At 74.0% G+C, this 16,618-nt stretch carries 16 protein-coding genes; 6 read left to right on the top strand and 10 right to left on the bottom strand.

The genetic code is table 11. The features are described from left to right. The first annotated feature begins 26 nt into the window (after nucleotides 1-26). The 6 genes from AWQ70_RS21850 to AWQ70_RS21825 all read left to right on the top strand — a co-directional run bounded on the left by AWQ70_RS21850 (nucleotide 27) and on the right by AWQ70_RS21825 (nucleotide 5,634). On the top strand, nucleotides 27-851 hold the full coding sequence (locus AWQ70_RS21850; protein ID WP_084517602.1) for a Mut7-C RNAse domain-containing protein: 825 nt from the start codon (nucleotides 27-29) through the stop codon (nucleotides 849-851). Nucleotides 852-946: 95 nt separating this feature from the next. Next, a complete protein-coding gene (locus AWQ70_RS21845) occupies nucleotides 947-1,480 on the top strand; it encodes a 2,4'-dihydroxyacetophenone dioxygenase family protein (RefSeq protein ID WP_067179137.1) in 534 nt (177 codons plus the stop codon). A 28-nt stretch (nucleotides 1,481-1,508) separates the two neighbouring features. Next, entirely contained in the window at nucleotides 1,509-2,789 is a 1,281-nt protein-coding gene (locus tag AWQ70_RS21840) for an MFS transporter (protein WP_067179017.1), read from the top strand. Further along, entirely contained in the window at nucleotides 2,786-3,859 is a 1,074-nt protein-coding gene (locus AWQ70_RS21835; RefSeq protein WP_067179015.1) for a 2,3-butanediol dehydrogenase, read from the top strand. Before AWQ70_RS21840 ends, AWQ70_RS21835 begins: the two co-directional genes overlap by 4 nt. Then, nucleotides 3,856-4,596, top strand: a complete 741-nt coding sequence (locus tag AWQ70_RS21830) for an SDR family NAD(P)-dependent oxidoreductase (RefSeq protein ID WP_067179013.1) — start codon at nucleotides 3,856-3,858, stop codon at nucleotides 4,594-4,596. The genes AWQ70_RS21835 and AWQ70_RS21830 overlap by 4 nt, the downstream gene beginning before the upstream one ends. A 48-nt stretch (nucleotides 4,597-4,644) precedes the next feature. Continuing rightward, nucleotides 4,645-5,634: a helix-turn-helix domain-containing protein gene (locus AWQ70_RS21825; protein WP_067179011.1), complete on the top strand. Its 990-nt coding sequence runs from the start codon at nucleotides 4,645-4,647 to the stop codon at nucleotides 5,632-5,634. Here the strand turns inward: AWQ70_RS21825 and AWQ70_RS21820 are convergent. The 10 genes from AWQ70_RS21820 to AWQ70_RS21775 form a co-directional block, all read right to left on the bottom strand. Continuing rightward, nucleotides 5,593-6,582, bottom strand: coding sequence for a cytochrome d ubiquinol oxidase subunit II (locus tag AWQ70_RS21820; RefSeq protein ID WP_067179009.1), 990 nt, complete (start codon nucleotides 6,580-6,582; stop codon nucleotides 5,593-5,595). The two genes, AWQ70_RS21825 and AWQ70_RS21820, sit on opposite strands and share 42 nt — an antisense overlap. Further along, nucleotides 6,582-7,937 carry a cytochrome ubiquinol oxidase subunit I gene (locus tag AWQ70_RS21815; protein ID WP_245647085.1) on the bottom strand — a complete coding sequence of 452 codons (1,356 nt, stop codon included), beginning with the start codon at nucleotides 7,935-7,937 and terminating at the stop codon, nucleotides 6,582-6,584. The genes AWQ70_RS21820 and AWQ70_RS21815 overlap by 1 nt, the downstream gene beginning before the upstream one ends. Before the next feature lie 206 nt (nucleotides 7,938-8,143). Continuing rightward, on the bottom strand, nucleotides 8,144-9,100 hold the full coding sequence (locus AWQ70_RS21810; protein WP_067179007.1) for a UDP-glucuronic acid decarboxylase family protein: 957 nt from the start codon (nucleotides 9,098-9,100) through the stop codon (nucleotides 8,144-8,146). Next, nucleotides 9,100-10,365 carry a glycosyltransferase family 9 protein gene (locus tag AWQ70_RS21805; RefSeq protein WP_373282357.1) on the bottom strand — a complete coding sequence of 422 codons (1,266 nt, stop codon included), beginning with the start codon at nucleotides 10,363-10,365 and terminating at the stop codon, nucleotides 9,100-9,102. Before AWQ70_RS21805 ends, AWQ70_RS21810 begins: the two co-directional genes overlap by 1 nt. Beyond that, on the bottom strand, nucleotides 10,356-11,033 hold the full coding sequence (locus AWQ70_RS21800) for an SDR family oxidoreductase (RefSeq protein ID WP_067179005.1): 678 nt from the start codon (nucleotides 11,031-11,033) through the stop codon (nucleotides 10,356-10,358). The genes AWQ70_RS21805 and AWQ70_RS21800 overlap by 10 nt, the downstream gene beginning before the upstream one ends. A gap of 103 nt (nucleotides 11,034-11,136) precedes the next feature. Next, nucleotides 11,137-11,688 carry a D-sedoheptulose-7-phosphate isomerase gene (locus tag AWQ70_RS21795; RefSeq protein ID WP_067179004.1) on the bottom strand — a complete coding sequence of 184 codons (552 nt, stop codon included), beginning with the start codon at nucleotides 11,686-11,688 and terminating at the stop codon, nucleotides 11,137-11,139. After that, on the bottom strand, nucleotides 11,664-12,842 hold the full coding sequence (locus AWQ70_RS21790; protein ID WP_067179002.1) for a glycosyltransferase: 1,179 nt from the start codon (nucleotides 12,840-12,842) through the stop codon (nucleotides 11,664-11,666). Before AWQ70_RS21790 ends, AWQ70_RS21795 begins: the two co-directional genes overlap by 25 nt. Then, on the bottom strand, nucleotides 12,839-13,846 hold the full coding sequence (locus AWQ70_RS21785; protein ID WP_084517572.1) for a glycosyltransferase family 9 protein: 1,008 nt from the start codon (nucleotides 13,844-13,846) through the stop codon (nucleotides 12,839-12,841). The genes AWQ70_RS21790 and AWQ70_RS21785 overlap by 4 nt, the downstream gene beginning before the upstream one ends. Then, on the bottom strand, nucleotides 13,843-14,847 hold the full coding sequence (locus AWQ70_RS21780; protein ID WP_067179000.1) for a glycosyltransferase family 2 protein: 1,005 nt from the start codon (nucleotides 14,845-14,847) through the stop codon (nucleotides 13,843-13,845). The genes AWQ70_RS21785 and AWQ70_RS21780 overlap by 4 nt, the downstream gene beginning before the upstream one ends. Then, nucleotides 14,844-16,487 (bottom strand): carbamoyltransferase family protein, encoded by a 1,644-nt coding sequence (locus AWQ70_RS21775; RefSeq protein ID WP_067178998.1) that lies wholly within the window; start codon nucleotides 16,485-16,487, stop codon nucleotides 14,844-14,846. Before AWQ70_RS21775 ends, AWQ70_RS21780 begins: the two co-directional genes overlap by 4 nt. Between the last annotated feature and the right edge of the window lie 131 nt (nucleotides 16,488-16,618).

Here is a 16,618-nt window from a genome sequence, read left to right as displayed (position 1 = left end):
GAGCGGGGGCTGGCATGCTGGGAGACATGGCCGGACGGGAGCTGTCCGTCACCCTCGCGCCCGAGCTGCGGCTTTTCCTGTCACCTCGCCTGCGGCGTGCCGAACCGCGAGGCGGCACGGGGGGAGTGCGGGCCGGAGCGGGGGAACCGGGCGGCGGCAGGGTGGAGAAGCCGCCCTCGGGAACGGCGGAACCGGGCGGCGGGGCGGCGGAGACGGCGGTCCGGGTCCCCTACGACGGGACGTCGTCGCTCGGACACGTCGTCGAGTCGATCGGCGTGCCGCTCACGGAGGTCGGCGCGCTGACGGCGGACGGCCACACGGTGCCGCCGTCGTACCGGCCCGCGCCGGGCGAGGCCGTACGGGTGCTCGGGGTCGAGCGCCCGCAGCGGGTCCCCTCCGCCCGCTTCCTGCTCGACGTGCATCTGGGCACGCTGGCCCGGCGGCTGCGCGTGGTCGGCGTGGACGCCGCGTACCGGAACGACCTGGACGACGACGTGCTTGTCGAGCGGGCGAACGCCGAGCGGCGGGTGCTGCTGACGCAGGACCGCGGGCTGCTCAGACGCCGCGCTTTGTGGCTGGGGGCGTACGTCCGGGGGTCGCGGCCGGACGAGCAGCTCGCCGACGTGCTGGAGCGCTTCGCGCCGCCGCTGGCGCCGTGGACCCGGTGCACGGCGTGCAACGGGCCGCTGGTGGCGGCGGGCAAGGCCGAGGTGGAGCGGAGGCTGCCGCCGGGGACCCGCCGCACGTACGAGACGTTCGCCCGCTGCCGCGCCTGCCACCGGGTCTACTGGCGCGGCGCGCACGGCGGCCGGCTGGAGGAGATCATCGCCCAGGCACGCCAAATCGTGTGACATGTCCGGAATATGCAAACGGCGATGTCCGAGAGAGGAAAGACGACCGGACGGCTGACGGGGTTCACTCTCAGCACACGAAAGGAGTGCTCGACATGCCGGAAATCCCCACGTCAGAGTTCTGGAAGGACCTCAAGCCGATCAAGGACTCGCTGCGCCCCGACGCGCTGCCGGAAGTCTACATTCCGAAGATCGCGACGGACGACGACCGCTACTACGTGCCGTTCAGCGAGACGGTCGGCTCGCGGCCCCTGTGGATCAACGTCAAGGACAACACCTGGGCCGACGTGCTGCGTGCCAAGGAGGCCGGCCTGGTCAACCGGCACTACCACCCGCACGAGGTCTTCGCGTACACGATCTCCGGCAAGTGGGGCTACCTGGAGCGCGACTGGACGGCGACCGCCGGCGACTTCATCTACGAGTCCCCGGGCGAGGGCCACACCCTGGTCGCCTACGACAGCGGCGAGCCGATGAAGGCGTTCTTCATCGTCAAGGGCCCGCTGATCTGGCTGGACGAGAACGGCGAGCCCGAGGGCGTCTTCGACGTCCACGACTACATCAAGATGTGCCGCGAGCACTACGAGAAGGTCGGCATCGGGGCCGACTACGTCAACTCGCTGTTCCGCTGATCTCCCCGCCGCCCCCTGAGAGAGCGCCATGACTGACACCAAGACGTCCACACGGTCGCCCGGCGCCGTCGCGGACCGCGAAGCGAAGCGGTACGAGAACCGCCTGCTCCTCATCCTCTTCCTGGCCTTCGGCTTCGTCTTCTTCGACCGTCAGGCCCTGGCCTTCCTCGCGCCGTACATGGACAAGGACTTCGGCCTGTCCAACGGACAGCTCGGCACCCTCTCCGGTGTGCTGGCGCTCACCTGGGCGGTGGCGGGCATGTTCGCCGGACGCCTGTCGGACAAGCTGGGCCGCCGCAAGCCGATCCTGATCGGCGCCGTGGTGCTCTTCTCGGTCTTCTCCTCGGCGTCCGGCCTCATGGCGGGGTTCGGCGGCCTGCTCGCCGCGCGCGCCCTGATGGGCACGGCGGAGGGCGCGGTGCTCCCGATGGCCCAGTCCCTGATGGTCGAGGCGTCGCGGGAGAGCAGGCGCGGGCTCAACATGGGCCTGCTGCAGGGCTCGTCGGCCGGCCTCCTCGGCGGCATCGTCGCGCCGGTCGTCGTGGTCTGGTTCGCCGAGAACCACGGCTGGCAGACCGCGTTCTACGTGACGATCGTCCCCGGTCTGGTGATCGCCGCGCTGATCGCGAAGCTGGTCCGGGAGAAGCCGCCGGCCCCGGCGGCGGCGGCCGCCGCGCCCGCGCTTCCCAAGCCGGCCCTGAAGGACGTGCTGAAGCTGCGGAACGTGCTGGTCTGCATGCTGATCGCCTGCTTCTACCTGACGTGGTTCGTCACGCTGATCACGTTCACCCCCACCTACCTGACCGACGTCAAGGGCTTCGCGCCCGGCACGATGAGCGGCGTCATGACCTGCCTCGGCGTGGCCTGGGTGCTCTGGGGCTTCGCCACCCCGGCGATCTCCGACCGGATCGGCAGGAAGCCCGCGCTGATCGGCTTCACCACGCTCGCCGTGTTCTGCCCGCTCTCGGTCGTGTTCGTGTCGAGCCCGACGCTGCTCGGCGTGCTCATGGTCCTCACGTACACCGGGCTCGGCTGCTTCACCCTGTTCATGGCGACGATCCCGGCCGAGACCGTGCCGGCCGGCGCGCTGGCCACCGCCCTCGGCGTGATCATGGGCGTGGGCGAGCTGGCCGGCGGTTTCCTCGGCCCGATGATCTCCGGCTGGGCCTCGGACCTGTGGGGCCTGCAGACCGCGATGTTCATCGCGGCAGGCAGCGCGGCGATCGTCGTCGTGCTCTCGTTCTCCCTCCGGGAGACCGCTCCCGCCGTCCTGCGCCGCCGTGCCGCGGCCGTGCAGGGGGCGGCGTGAGCACCGCGAAGGCGGCCGTCTGGTACGGCGCGCGGGACGTCCGCGTGGTCGACGTGGACGTCCCGGAGCCGGGCCCCGGCGAGGCGACGGTCGCGGTGGCCTACTGCGGGATCTGCGGAAGCGACCTGCACGAGTACGCCGACGGCCCGCACGCCATCCCGGTGGACGCGCCGCACCCCGAGTCCGGCGCGACCGCCCCGCTCGTCCTCGGACACGAGTTCTGCGGCACGGTCACCGCCGTCGGCCCCGGCGTCACCGGGGTGGCGCCGGGCGACCGGGTCGCGGTGGAGCCGCACTACCGGTGCGGCTCCTGCCCCCGCTGCCGCGCGGGCGAGTACAACATCTGCCGCCACTTCGGATTCGCCGGGCTGATGGGTGACGGGGGGCTGGCCGAACGGGCCACCGTCCCCGCGTACATGCTGCACCGGCTGCCGGACTCGGTGCCCCTGGAGCAGGCGGCCGTGTTCGAGCCCGCCGCCGTCGCGCTGCACGCGCTGCGGCAGGCGGCGATCGGGGAGGGCGAGACCGTCGCGGTGCTCGGCCTCGGCCCGATCGGCCTGCTCATCGTGATGCTGGCCGCGCGGCGGGGCGTCACCCGGATCGTCGCCGCCGACCTGTCCCCCGCCCGGCTCGACCTGGCCGGACGGCTCGGCGCGACGCACCTGGTGGACGCCCGCGAGGGCGACGCCGTGCCGGACCTGATCCGGGAGGCGTCCGGCGGCGAGGGGGCGGACGTCGCGTTCGAGGCGGTCGGCTCGGAGCGGACCCTGCGCACCTGCCTGGCCGGGACCAGGAACGGCGGCCGGGTCGTGCTGGTCGGCCTGGCCGGGACGGTGAGCCTCGACGCGTTCGCCATGGTCAACAACGAGCAGTCCGTCATCGCCAGCGTCGGCTATCGCGACGTCTATCCCGAGCTGGTCCGGCTCGTCGAGGAGGGCCTCGACCTGACCGCGATCGTCACCTCGACCATCGCTCTCGACGACGTGGTGCGCGACGGCTTCGAGGCCCTGCTCGCGGGCGGCGACCAGATCAAGGTCCTGGTACGGCCGGGCGAAGGGAGTGCGCGATGACGACGGCCACGGGGTTTCGGGAGGACCTGTTCACCGGTCGCACGGTGTTCGTCACCGGCGGCACCTCGGGGATCGGCGCCGCGACGGCCACCGTGTTCGCCGAGCTGGGCGCGCGTGTGGTCGCCCTCGGCCTCGCGCCGGAGGTCGCCGCCGAGTCGCCCGCCCACCCGCGCGTACGCGTGGTCGAGCACGACGTCCTCGACCGGGACGGCCTGGCCCGGCACGTCCGCGCTGAGGAGCGGCTCGACGTACTGGTGAACTGCGCGGGCGTCAGCCACGACCGCGACGAGTACGACCTGGACCGGTGGCGGCGGGTGATCGACGTCAACCTGACCGCCACGATGGTGGCGTGCGAGGCCGCCCGGCCGGCGCTCGGAAAGGCGGCCGGCAGCATCGTCAACGTCTCTTCCATGTTCGCCTTCTTCGGCAGCGGGGACCGGCCGGCGTACAGCGCGAGCAAGGGAGGGGTCTCCCAGCTCACCCGGTCGCTCGCCGCCGAATACGCCGCCGAGGGTGTCCGGGTGAACGCGGTCGCCCCCGGTTTCGTGGAGACGCAGCTCGCCCGGGGCCTGCTCGACGACGAGCGGGCCGCCGCGGAGGTGCTGGCCCGCATCCCGATCGGGCGCTACGGCAGGCCGCGCGACGTCGCCACGGTCATCGCGTTCCTCTGCTCCCCCGCCGCGTCCTATGTCACCGGCACGATCCTGCCGGTAGACGGGGGTTATCTATCCGTATAAATCTGGACATACTGAGACGCTGAGCGCCTCACAAGGAGGAGACCCGTGATGCCCGCGAACGTCGTCTCCGTCATCTCCCGGGCCACGACCGAGAACGTCGCGCCCGCGGAACGCATCGGCTTCTGGGAGGAGTACAACCGCAGGGCGCTGGTCGGCCTCACCTGCCGGTCGTACTCCGACGAGGGCCTGCTGGCCACCCAGACGAACATCAGGCTCGGCGACGTGCGGCTCGCGGACATCTCGGGCAACGCGCACGTCATCGAGCGCACGCCGCAGATGGCCAGGTCCACCCCCAAGGACTCGGTGTTCGCCAGCCTGCTGCTCAAGGGCGACGCCGTCTTCTTCCACGAGAACGGCTGCCTGTCCGCGACCGCCGGCGACCTGGTGCTGTACGACACCCGCCGGCCGTACCTCTTCGGTTTCTCCTCCTCGATGCGGCAGATCCTCGTGGACGTCCCCCGCGACGTGTTCGCCGAGGCATGCCTGTCCGGAGGCGTGCCGGTGCCGATGGTGTTCGGCAGGGGGTCGGCCCGCGAGGGGTCGCTCATGTCGGCCCTGCGCGGCCTGCTCGGCGACCTCGCCGCGATGCGGGCGCGCGGGGACGCCCCCGAGGACACGCAGCGGGCCGTGCTCGGCCTGATCCGCCTGCTCGCGCTGGAGCGCGCCGGCGGGCCGCCGACCTCGCTGACCCAGCTCATCATCGCCGAGGACCACATCGAGCGGCGCCTGCACGACCCCCACCTGAACGCCGGCGAGGTCGCCCGCGCCATGGGCATCTCCGTGCGGCAGCTCGCCCGGATCTTCGAGGCGTCCGGGACCACCCCCGCGCGCTACATCCTCGACCGGCGGCTGCGCCGGGCCCGGGCCGACCTCCTCGCGCCCCGGGCGCGGGAGACGACCATCGCCGACGTCGCCTACCGGTGGGGGTTCTCCAGCCAGGCGCACTTCGCCCGGGTGTTCCGCGCCAGCTTCGGCCACACCCCGAGCGAGGCCAGGTCAGCCGGAGTCGTACGGCAGCCGCCGCTGGATGAGGAGTAGCCACCCGATCGACGGCAGGACCAGCAGCGCGCCCGCGCCGAGCACGATCAGCGTGATCAGGAGCACCTCGGGCCCCGCCGCCGCCTGCGCGTACGTGTAGGACGGCGGCAGCATCACCGGATACTGCGCGAGCGGCCACCCCCACATGACCGCCGTGACCGCGAGCACCGCCGTGACGCGCACCAGCAGGTAGCGGCGCGCCCAGAGCAGGCCGAGGGACGCGACGCCCATGACGGCGCTGGCCACGACCGCGGGCAGCGCGCGGTGGGTGAGCCCGGCGAAGAGCCCGGGGGCGTCCAGGCGCAGCACGCCGATGCCGGCGAGCGCGACCAGCCCCACCAAGAGCCCGGTGCTGATCGCCCTGCGGCGGAACCCCTCCGGGTCGAGCCCGGCCCGTACGGCGTCGTCGCACAGATAGACGGCGGCCAGGTAGGCGCACACGCCGACGGCGAGGACGCCGCCGTACATCGAGCTGGGGTTCACCCAGCTTCCGATCAGGTCCCCGGCGGCCAGGCCGGGCGGGACGCGGCCCGACCCGATCGCCCCGGCCACCGTCCCCAGGAAGAACGGGGTGAGGACCGAGGAGATCGCGAACGCCGCGCCGAACAGACGCCGCTGCCACCACTCCGTGCTCACCTTGCGGAAGACGAACGCCGAGCCGCGGAAGATGATCCCGAGCGCCGCGCCCGTCAGCGGGATGTAGAGCGTGGACATGACGGACGCGAACACCGGCGGGAACCCCGTCCACAGGACGACCAGCACGAAGATCAGCCAGACGTGGTTGGCCTCCCAGACCGGTCCGATCGCGTGCTCGATCAGCCGCCGGTTCGTGTGCTCGCGCCCGGCGAGCAGGTCCCAGACGCCGCCGCCGAAGTCCGCCCCGGCGAGCAGCGCGTAGAGGGTGACGCCCACCCACATCACGACCAGCAGGATCTGCGCGGCGTCCATCAGGCCCGTTCCTGCGGCGCGACCGGGCGGACCGGCACGGCCCGCGTCATCAGCCGCAGCACGTACAGGGTCGCCACGGTGAGGACGAGATAGACCAGCACCACGATGAGGAACCCCGCCCACAGGCCGGGCGCCGGGTTCACCGCCTCCACCGTGCGCATCCTGCCGTACGCGATCCAGGGCTGGCGGCCCACCTCGGTCACGATCCAGCCCGCCTCGACCGCGACGACCGCGGCCACCCCGGCCAGCGCGGCCAGCCAGAGGAACACCGGGGTGCTCGGCAGGTCGCGCCGCCGCCACCACGTGAACGCCAGCCAGGCGGACATCAGCAGCAGGAAGAACCCGATCGCCACCATCACGTCGAACCCCCAGTGGACCGGGTTGACCGGCGGCCGGTCCGCGGGCGGCACCCGGTCCAGCCCCTGGACCAGGGTCGCGGGGCTGAACCCGACGAGGATCGACAGTGCGCTCGGCACCTCGACCGCGTAGTGCAGGGTGTCGTCGCGCACGATGCCGCCGAGGCTGAGCGGCGCGTGCGTGCGGGTGTGGAAGAGGGCCTCGGCCGCCGCGAGCTTGGTCGGCTGGTACTCGGCGAGGAACTTCGCGGCGTAGTCGCCCACCACGATCTGGACCGGCGAGAGCACCGCGCCGAGCGTGAACGGGATCAGGAAGCCCAGCCGGTGGTAGCGGTCCCGCCGCCCGCGCAGCATCCCCACCGCGTAGACGGCGGCGGTGCCGAAGCCCGCCACCATGAACGCCGCCACGATCATGTGGATGGTCTGCGGCGGCGTGGCCGGGTTGAGCATGGCCGCGATCGGGTCCACCCGGGTCACCCGGCCGTTCTCCAGGTCGAACCCGCGCGGCTGGTTCATCCACGCGTTCGCGGCGACGACGAAGAACGCCGACGCCACGCCCGCGACCGCGATCGGTATCCCGCTCAGCAGGTGGGTGCGCGGCGGCAGCCGGTCCCAGGCGTACAGGTAGATGCCGAGGAAGATCGCCTCGATGAAGAACGCGATGCCCTCCATCGCGAACGGCACCCCGATGACCTGGCCGTACACGTCCATCAGGCCCGGCCACAGCAGGCCCATCTCGAAGCTGAGGATCGTGCCCGACACGGCGCCCACGGCGAAGAGCACGCCGATCGCCTTCGCCCACCGCCGGGCGAGCAGCATGTGTTCGGCGTCACCGGTGCGCACGGCCCGCCACTCCACGAAGAGCAGCAGGCCCGGCATCCCCACCCCGAGGCACGCGATGATGATGTGCCACCCGAGGGACAGTCCCATCTGCATCCGTGCCGCGAGCAGGTCGGCCGGGCTGGCCGGGCCCGCCGCGAGGGCGAGCGGGCTCAGCACGGGACCACCCGTTGGGATGACATGTCATGGCACGTCCCCCCAGCACATCACCCCCAAACGACCCAGCGCACACGAACGACCACGTTCTGTGCCCAACCCCCTGTTTCGACCATCGGCTCGCCCGCGTATTCACGGTGACAGCAGGTTGGATGACGCGTGTCCTCGGCCGCACGTGCCGGTCGCCCGGATCCGGCCGGTCCCGTCCGTCAGGCGACGGTCGGGTACGGCTCGCGGGCCAGCTCCCGCTCGAACCACTCGATCGTCCGGCGCAGCCCGGTCAGCGGGTCCACCGTCGGCCGCCAGCCCAGCCGCTCGGCGGCGAGCGAGGCGTCGGGGCGGCGTACGGCCGGGTCGTCCACCGGCCGGGGGACGAAGCGGATCGGCGACGACGACCCCGCCAGGCCGCGGATCGTCTCGGCCAGCTCCAGCATGGTCATCTCGGCCGGGTTCCCGATGTTGACCGGCCCGTCGAAGTCGCTTCCGGCCAGCGCGACGACGCCCTCCACCGTGTCGTCCACGTAGCAGATGGACCGCGTCTGGTGCCCGTCCCCGGTCACCGTGATCGGCTCGTCCATGACGGCCTGCCTGATGAACGTGGGAATGGCCCGGCCGTCGTGCGGCCGCATCCGCGGGCCGTACGTGTTGAAGATCCGCACGATCGCGGTGTCGGCCCCGCGCGAGTTCCGGTACGCGGTGGTGAGCGACTCGGCGAACCGCTTGGCCTCGTCGTACACGCTGCGCGGCCCGACCGGGTTGACGTTGCCCCAGTAGGTCTCCTTCTGGGGGTGTTCGAGGGGATCGCCGTACACCTCGCTGGTCGAGGCGAGGACGAACCGGGCGTTCTTCTCCTTGGCCAGGCCGAGGGCGTGCAGCGTGCCGAGGCTGCCCACCTTGAGCGTCTCGATCGGGTGGCGCAGGTAGTCGGCCGGCGACGCGGCGGAGGCGAAGTGCAGGACCAGGTCCACGTCCCCGGAAACATGGACGAACCCGGTCAGGTCGCATTCCAGCAGCCGGAACCCCGGCCGGCCGAAAAGGTGCTCGACGTTCCGTGGCGCGCCGGTGAGGAAGTTGTCCAGGCAGAGCACCTCCGCGCCCTGCCGCAGCAGGCGCTCGCACAGGTACGACCCCAGGAACCCGGCCCCTCCGGTCACGACGGCTCGCATCACACATTCACCTCCAGCAGCCCGAGGGCCGCGTCCAGGACGTCGGGGACGTCGATCTCCAGCAGGCCCGGGTCGGGCCGCGCGCCGTGCGGGTCGCCGCACCTCCCCTTCCACAGAACGACGTGCGGGCCGCCCGGGGGCGGCCCCCAGAACGCGGGCGGGACCGGCCCGAACAGCACGACCGAGGGCGTTCCGAGCGCGGTGGCCAGATGGGCGACGCCCGTGTCGCCGCAGATCACCAGCCGCGCCCGCGCGACCACGGCGGCCAGCTCGCGCAGCCCCGTGCGCAGCACCCGTTCCGCCGGGAGCCCGGCCAGCGCGGCGACGCGCAGCCCGAGGTCCCGCTCCACTCCCGTGATCACCACACCGGGGAGCGCCGCCGCGACCCGGGCGAACCGTTCCGGCGGCCAGCGCCGGGCGGGCGAGGCCGCACCCGGATGGACGACCACCTCACCGACCACCTCACCGACCACCTCACCGACCGCGCCTGACAGGCCCACCACGCCCGCGGTGGCGAAGTCGCCGGCCTCCGGCGCCGCGCCGGCTGTGCCGTCGGCGAGCGGCAGGGAGGGGCCGGTGTCCCGGGCGAGGGCTCGGGCGACGTCCCGGGCGGCGTCCGCGGGCGCGCGGATCGCCAGGTCCTCCGGGTCGGCCGGGACGCCGTACCACTCCAGGAAGGCGCACCAGCGGCGCACCTCGTGCAGGTCCTCGCGCCACGGCGGCCCGCCCGGCTCCGGCGCGTGGGCGAGGAGCCGCCCCGGCCGCGTACGGCGGAGCGCGCCGGTGCTCTGCGGTCCGCGCCCGTGCAGGTTGACGGCCACGTCGGGCGGACCGGAGAGGGCGAACCGCACCGGGACGGGGCCCGTGGGCGTGGGATGCGCAGCGGGAGGGCCGGAGGTGTCCGGGTCGCACGCAGCGGGAGGGCCGGGGGCGTCCGGGCCGCGCGCCGCGGGAGCCGCCGTGGGGACGGGGCCGGGGCCGCGCACGTCCACCAGCTCGTCCACCCCGCCGACCAGCGGGAGCAGCTCGGCCAGCGGAGCCGGAGCGGCCAGCACGAGCCGGTGCCCGGGGAAGGCCCGCCGCAGCGCCCGCAGCGCGGGCACGGCGGTGAGCAGGTCCCCGAGCCCGAGCCCGCGCAGCACGAGCAGCTCCGGCCGCTGTCGCGGAGACCGGTCCGGCGAACCGGCGCGCTCGCACGGCGATCCCGCCGGCTCCGGCGGCTCGCGCTGTTCCGGCCGGGCGGCGGGGCCCGGCTCTAAGGCCACGACGTCTCCGTGGACGGGCAGACGACGAGCTCCCTGATCTCGCATCCCGGCGGCTGGCTGAGCGCGAAGACGACGGTCGCGGCCACGTCCTCGGGCTGGTTCAGCCCCGCCTCCGGCCCCGGCTTGTACTTCTCGTCGCGGCCGTCGAAGAACGGCGTGCGCATGCCGCCGGGCACCAGCAGGGTCACGCCCACCCGTCCGGCCAGCTCGGCGGCGAGCGCCCGGGTGAACCCGACCACCCCGAACTTGGCCGAGCAGTACGCGGTCGCGTCGCTCAGCGGCCGCAGCCCGAGCGTCGAGGCGACGGTGACCACGCGCCCGCCTCCCTCCAGGTACGGCAGGGCGGCCCGGACGATCGACGCGGTGCCGAGCAGGTTGACCTTGACGACCTGCTCCCAGTCCGCGGCGGGCACGTCCTCCAGCCGGCCGCAGGCGTCGATCCCGGCCGCCGTCACGACGCCGTCCAGCCCGCCCGCCCGGTCGGCCAGCTCCCGTACGGCCCGCTCCGCCTGCTCCCGGTCGGCGAGGTCGGCCCGGACGAAGTCGACGTCTCCGTCGGGCGGTCGCACGTCGACGACCAGCGGGCGTCCGCCCGCTTTGGCGACCGCCTCGACGGTGGCGCGGCCGAGCCCGGAGGCGCCCCCGGTGATCAGAATGTTTCCCAGCATGCCATCACTCCTTTGGCTGTTTCGGACTTTTTCCGGCCAGGTGGAACCGAGGACCCGGCCCCCGTACGGCCGTCCCCGGCGGCTCAACCGCGTGAGAACGCGGTCACTCCTGGCACTCCTCGATCACGTCGCAGAGCATGTGGATCATCGCCAGGTGCACCTCCTGGACGGTGGCGCAGTCACCGGCGGGAACCGCGAAGGTCTCGTCGCACAACCCGGACAGCGGGTTGGGGGCGCGGCCGGTGAGCGCCCAGGTCGTGAGACCGCACTCACGCCCGGCGGCGGCCGCCGCCATGACGTTCCCGCTCGCGCCGCTCGTGGACAGGCACAGCAGCACGTCGCCCGGCCTCCCGTGTGCCCGCACCTGGCGCGCGTACACCTCCTCGGCGCCGAAGTCGTTGCCGATCGCGGTCACCGTCGAGGTGTCGGCGTGCAGCGGGATCGCCGCGTACGGGCACCGGTCGGAGCGGAACCGCCCGACCAGCTCGGCGGTCAGGTGCTGGGCCTCGGCCGCGGACCCGCCGTTGCCGCAGGCGAGCAGCCGCCCGCCCCCTGTCAGCACGGCGGCCAGTTTGAGCCCCCAGGCGTGGATCGTCGGCAGTTGCGCGTCGACCGCCGACAGCGTCTCGGTCAGCCGGAGCAGATGAGGGTGCACGGCTCGACCTCCCTCCGGTAGACGGACTCGGTCCTGGCCGCCACCTCCGGCCAGCCGTACCTGGTGCGAGCCCGCCGGGCCCCCGCCTCACCGAGCGCCGCGCGCAGGTCGGGACGGGCCAGCAGGTCGCGCAGCGCGGCGGCCAGGGCACGGGGCCGGCGCGGCGGCACGAGCACGCCGCACCCGGCGACCGTGTCGAGGTGGCCGCCGACGGACGAGGCGATCACCGGCACCCCGCAGGCGAGCGCCTCGAGCGGCACCATGCCGAACGGCTCGTACCAGGGCACGGTCACCAGCACGTCGGCGGATCTCATCAGGGCGGGCACGTCCCGGTGCGCGACCGCGCCGACCAGCCGGACCCGGTCCTCCAGGCCGCAGGACGCGGCGACCCGGCGGAGCCGCTCGACCTCCTCCGGCTCGTCGCCCGCGATCACCAGTTCGGCCCCGGGCACGTCGCGCAGCGCCCGGATGACCGTGTCGTAGCCCTTGCGCGGCACCATCCGGCCGACGCACAACACGCGCGGCCGACCGTCGCGGGGCGTGGCCGGGCCGTACGGGTTGAACAGCTCCAGGTCGACGCCGCACGGCACGACGGCGATGCGGTCCTCGGGGACGCCCATGGCGCGCAGCTCGCGCACCTCGTCGGTGCAGGTGGCGAGGACGGCGGTGGCCCGCCGGCCGACGTCGCGCTCGACCGCGATCCGGTCGGGCGGGCTCGTGTCGGCCGCGCCCTGCCACCTCCGCTTCACCGTGCCGAGCGCGTGGAAGGTCTGCACGACCGGGACGCCGAGCGGCTCGGCGGCGGTGAGCGCGGCCAGGCCGCTCATCCAGAAGTGGGCGTGCGCCACGTCCGGCGGGCGGGCCGACCACCGCCGCGCGAGATGCTCGGCGAACGCCGGCATGTACGGCGGCAGCTCGTCCTTGGGGATCGGCTCGGCCGGCCCGGCGGGCACGTGGTCGACGGTCACGCCCAGCCCCATCGGGACCTCCTGCGGCTGGTCCGGCGCGGTCCGCCTGGTGTGCACGGTCACCTCGTGCCCGCGCTCCGCCAGGGCCAGGGCCAGGGCGGCGACGTGGACGTTCTGCCCTCCGGAGTCGACGCCTCCGATCGCCGCGAGCGGGTTGGCGTGTTCCGATATCAAGGCGATCCTCATCGCAGACTCCTGACCGACCGGACCACCTGCTCGGTGGTCACCGACGTGAGACACGGGTGGCCGGGCACCGGGCAGGTCCGCGCCCTGGTGCCCCGGCACGGCGCCTCCTGGTCGCCGAGCACCACCGAGGGCACCCCGTACGGCGCCCAGCGCGCGGCCGGGACGACGGGGGAGAACAGGCTGACCACCGGGGTCCCGACGGCGGCGGCCAGGTGGGCGGGGCCGGTGTTGCCCGCGACCACGACGCTCGCACCGGCGAGCACGGCGGCCAGCTCGGCGAAGGTGGTGGCCCCGCCGAGGTCGGCGGCGTACGTGCCGGCCACCTCGGCGGTGAGGGCGGTCTCGTGGCCGGTGACGACCACGCGGAGGCCGGACTCGACCAGCTCCTTGACGGTGCGCGCGTGGTCGTCCGCGGGCCAGGCGCGGGCGGGGGCGGTGGTGCCGGGGTGCACCACCACATATCCGGGCGGGCCGGTCAGCCGGGACACGTCCGGCAGCGGCCCCCGGACCGCGAGCCGCCCGTCGTCGCCCGGCGGAAGCTCGAACCCGGCCGCCCGGGCGAGCCCGAGCATGCGCTCGGCCTCCGGGACGTCCACGCTCTCGTCGACGACGTGCCGCACGTCGAGCAGGGACCCGGGATAGTCCTCGCTGATCGCGGCGATCCGCCGCGTGCCGGCGAGCCGCAGCAGCAGCGCGAGCGGCAGGGCCGACTGGTGGAAGGAGGTGAGGATCAGCGCCGTGTCCGGCGCGTGCGCCCGCACCGCGTCGACCAGCCGCGCCGCGCGGTCCTCGGTCATGGGGACGTGGCCGGGGTCGATCCACGGGGTGCGCCACTCCAGGACGTCGTCCACGCCGGGCAGCAGCTCCGCCGCCGCCCTGCCGTACGGCCCGGCGAGGAGCACGACCCGCCGCGCACCGGCCGCGACGGCGCGCACCGCCGGCCCGGCCAGCAGGACGTCGCCCGCGTTGTCGGGGCGCGCGACCAGCACCGTCGGCCGGGTCACCGGCGCCTCCCGATCTCACCACGCAGGCGGTGGACGCAGGCCGCGGGCGGGATGACCAGACTGGTGACGACCATGCGCAGCACCTCGTCCCGGGTACGGGGACCGGGGGCGATCCGGGCCCAGGCGAACTCGGCGGTCAACGCGGCCCATCCGGCGGCGAGCACCGCCCCGGCCGTCCAGTGCGCGGCCCCCGGCGGGCGGGTCCGCCGACGGCGACCGGCCCTCCGGCCCGCCTTGGACAGGCCGGTCAGGAAGGCGGCGGCCGCCCCGGCGCCGAGCGCGGTGACCAGCAGGTGGCGGCGCAGGCGGCCGCGCGGCGCGCCCGCCTGCGCGCGCCAGCCGGGGCCGTGGACCCGCCGCATCAGCGCGTCGTCGGCGTTCCCCCGCTGCGCGCGGACGCTCGCCCAGAACCCGTCGTCGCGTACGGGATGGACGGTCGTGCGGTTCCCGCGCACCAGCGTGAACCCGGCGCGCAACAACCGCAGGGCGAGGTCGGCGTCCTCGCGGTAGGCGCGGGGGAACCGCTCGTCGAACCCGCCGACCCGCTCCAGCGCCGAACGGTTGTACGCCATGTCGGCCGTGATCCAGTGCGCGCCGGCCAGGCCGGCGGTGGTGCGCTCCGCGTCGGTGGGGCGGCGCCCCTCGGGCAGCGGGACCTCCAACCGTCCCTGGCTGCCCGCGACGTGCTCCGGCAGGCTCTCCAGGTCGGCGCGCAGCGCTTCGGCCCAGCCGGGTCCCGGCACGACGTCGTCGTCCAGGAAGGCCACCCACGGGGTGCGGGCGGCGCGCCAGCCCGCGTTCCGCGCCGCGGCGGGTCCCCGGCCCCCTGAGCGGATCACCTTCACCGGCGAGCCGCCGGGATCGGCGGGATCGGCGGGCAGGCCGCCGGGGAGGTCCTCCGGCCGGTCGTCGACCACGATCACGTCGAGACCCGGGTCGAGCGCGGCGAGGGTCGCCCGCAGCGTGGGGCGACCGATCGTCGGGATCACCACGGTGATCATGAGCCGACCACCGCCCTCCGGCGGACCAGGAACGGCCCGAGCACCAGCACGTCGACCGGCGCCGAGCCGAAGCACTCCAGCGCGTCCCTCGGGTCGTCCACCATCGGCCGCCCCGCCGTGTTCAGGCTGGTGTTGACCACCACGGGCAGTCCCGTGCGGACCTCGAACTCCTCCAGCATCCGGGCGAGCAGCGGGTCGCGGGAACGCTCCACGGTCTGGATCCGCGCCGTGCCGTCCACGTGGACCACCGCCGGGATCCGGTCGCGCCACTCCGGCCGCACGTCGTGGACGAACAGCATGTACGGGCTGGACATCGGCCCCCTGGCGAAGATCTCGGCCGCCCGCTCCGCCAGAACCATGGGCGCGATGGGGCGGAACTGCTCACGGCCCTTCACCGCGTTCAGCCGTTCGGTGTTGCCCGGCCGGCCGGGGTGGGCGAGCAGGGATCGGCGGCCGAGCGCCCGCGGGCCGTACTCGCTCCTGCCCTGGAACCAGGCCACGATCCGGTCGGCGGCCAGTTCGGCCGCCACCGCGCCCGCGAGGTCGTCGGGGCGGTCGTAGGCGACCCGCGCGACGTCCAGCCAGGCGGCCAGCTCCTCGTCCCGCCAGCCGCGGCCGAGGTCCGCGCCCGGCATCGGCGCGACCGGGTCGCCATACGCGTGGGCGAGGTGCAGCGCGCCCCCGAGCGCGGTCCCCGAGTCGCCCGCCGCCGGCTGCACCCAGATCTCCTCGAACGGCCCCTCGGCGAGCAGCCGCGTGTTGGCGACGCAGTTCAGCGCCACTCCCCCGGCCATCGTCAGGCGGCGGGCGCCGGTGCGGTCGTGCAACCAGCGGGCGAGGTCGAGCAGCACCTCCTCCAGCCGCGCCTGCACGCTCGCGGCCAGATCGGCGTGCTCGGGCGCCCAGGTCCCCTCGCCGCCGTCGCCGCGCTTGGCGTAGGCGGCCCAGTCGATCGGCTCGACGCGGAACCCGCCGTCGCCGGTCGCGTAGATCAGCTCCCGCAGCTCGGGCAGGTGGCGCGGCTCGCCGTACGCCGCGAGCGCCATCACCTTGTACTCGTCGCTCGACCGCAGGAAGCCCAGGTGCTCGGTCACCTCCTCGTACATCAGTCCGAGGGAGTGCGGCAGCTCCTGACTGGCCAGGACGGTCAGCTCGCCGTCGCGATAGTGCCCGGCCAGGTGGGAGGCCGCCTCCCCGCGCCCGTCGCAGACCAGCACCGCCGACTCCCGGTACGGCGCGGCGAGCCCGGCCGAGGCGGCGTGGGCGATGTGGTGCGGCACGTACCTGACCTGGTCCGGGTCCAGCCCGGGCACGGCCGTGGCGAGGAACGCGGGGGCCCTGCGGGCGTAGGTGGTGCGCAGGTCCTCCCAGCGCTCGTCCAGGCCCGCCTGCCCCGGCCGGACCAGCCCGGGGTCGTACGAGTAGGCGACGCCGTCAAGGTCCTCGGGCCTCAGGCCGGCCTGTCTCAGGCACCACGCGGCCGCCCGTTCCGGCAGTTCCCAGGCGGAGAACGGCACCGGGCGCTTGCCGTGTTTGCGCCTGCTGAACCGCTCCTCCTCCGCCGCCGCGACGATCTCGCCATCGATGACCAGGGCCGCCGCCGGATCATGGAATATGGCGTTGATCCCCAAGAACCGCATCTGCGTACCTCCGCTCGGAGCGTTTCGATGCTGTTACCGAGAGAAGCGCTTCTGAAACACGGCTTTGCGTGACTGTCGGAGGAGATAGAAGCGCTTCTTGACGAATGTCACGCTAAGTAGTCATTTCCGGG

It is taken from the genome of Microtetraspora niveoalba, assembly GCF_001570405.1.
GTDB classification, from domain to species: Bacteria; Actinomycetota; Actinomycetes; order Streptosporangiales; family Streptosporangiaceae; genus Microtetraspora; species Microtetraspora niveoalba.
Note: the sequence above shows the minus strand (reverse complement) of the source record. Positions and strands in the feature narration are given on the sequence as shown.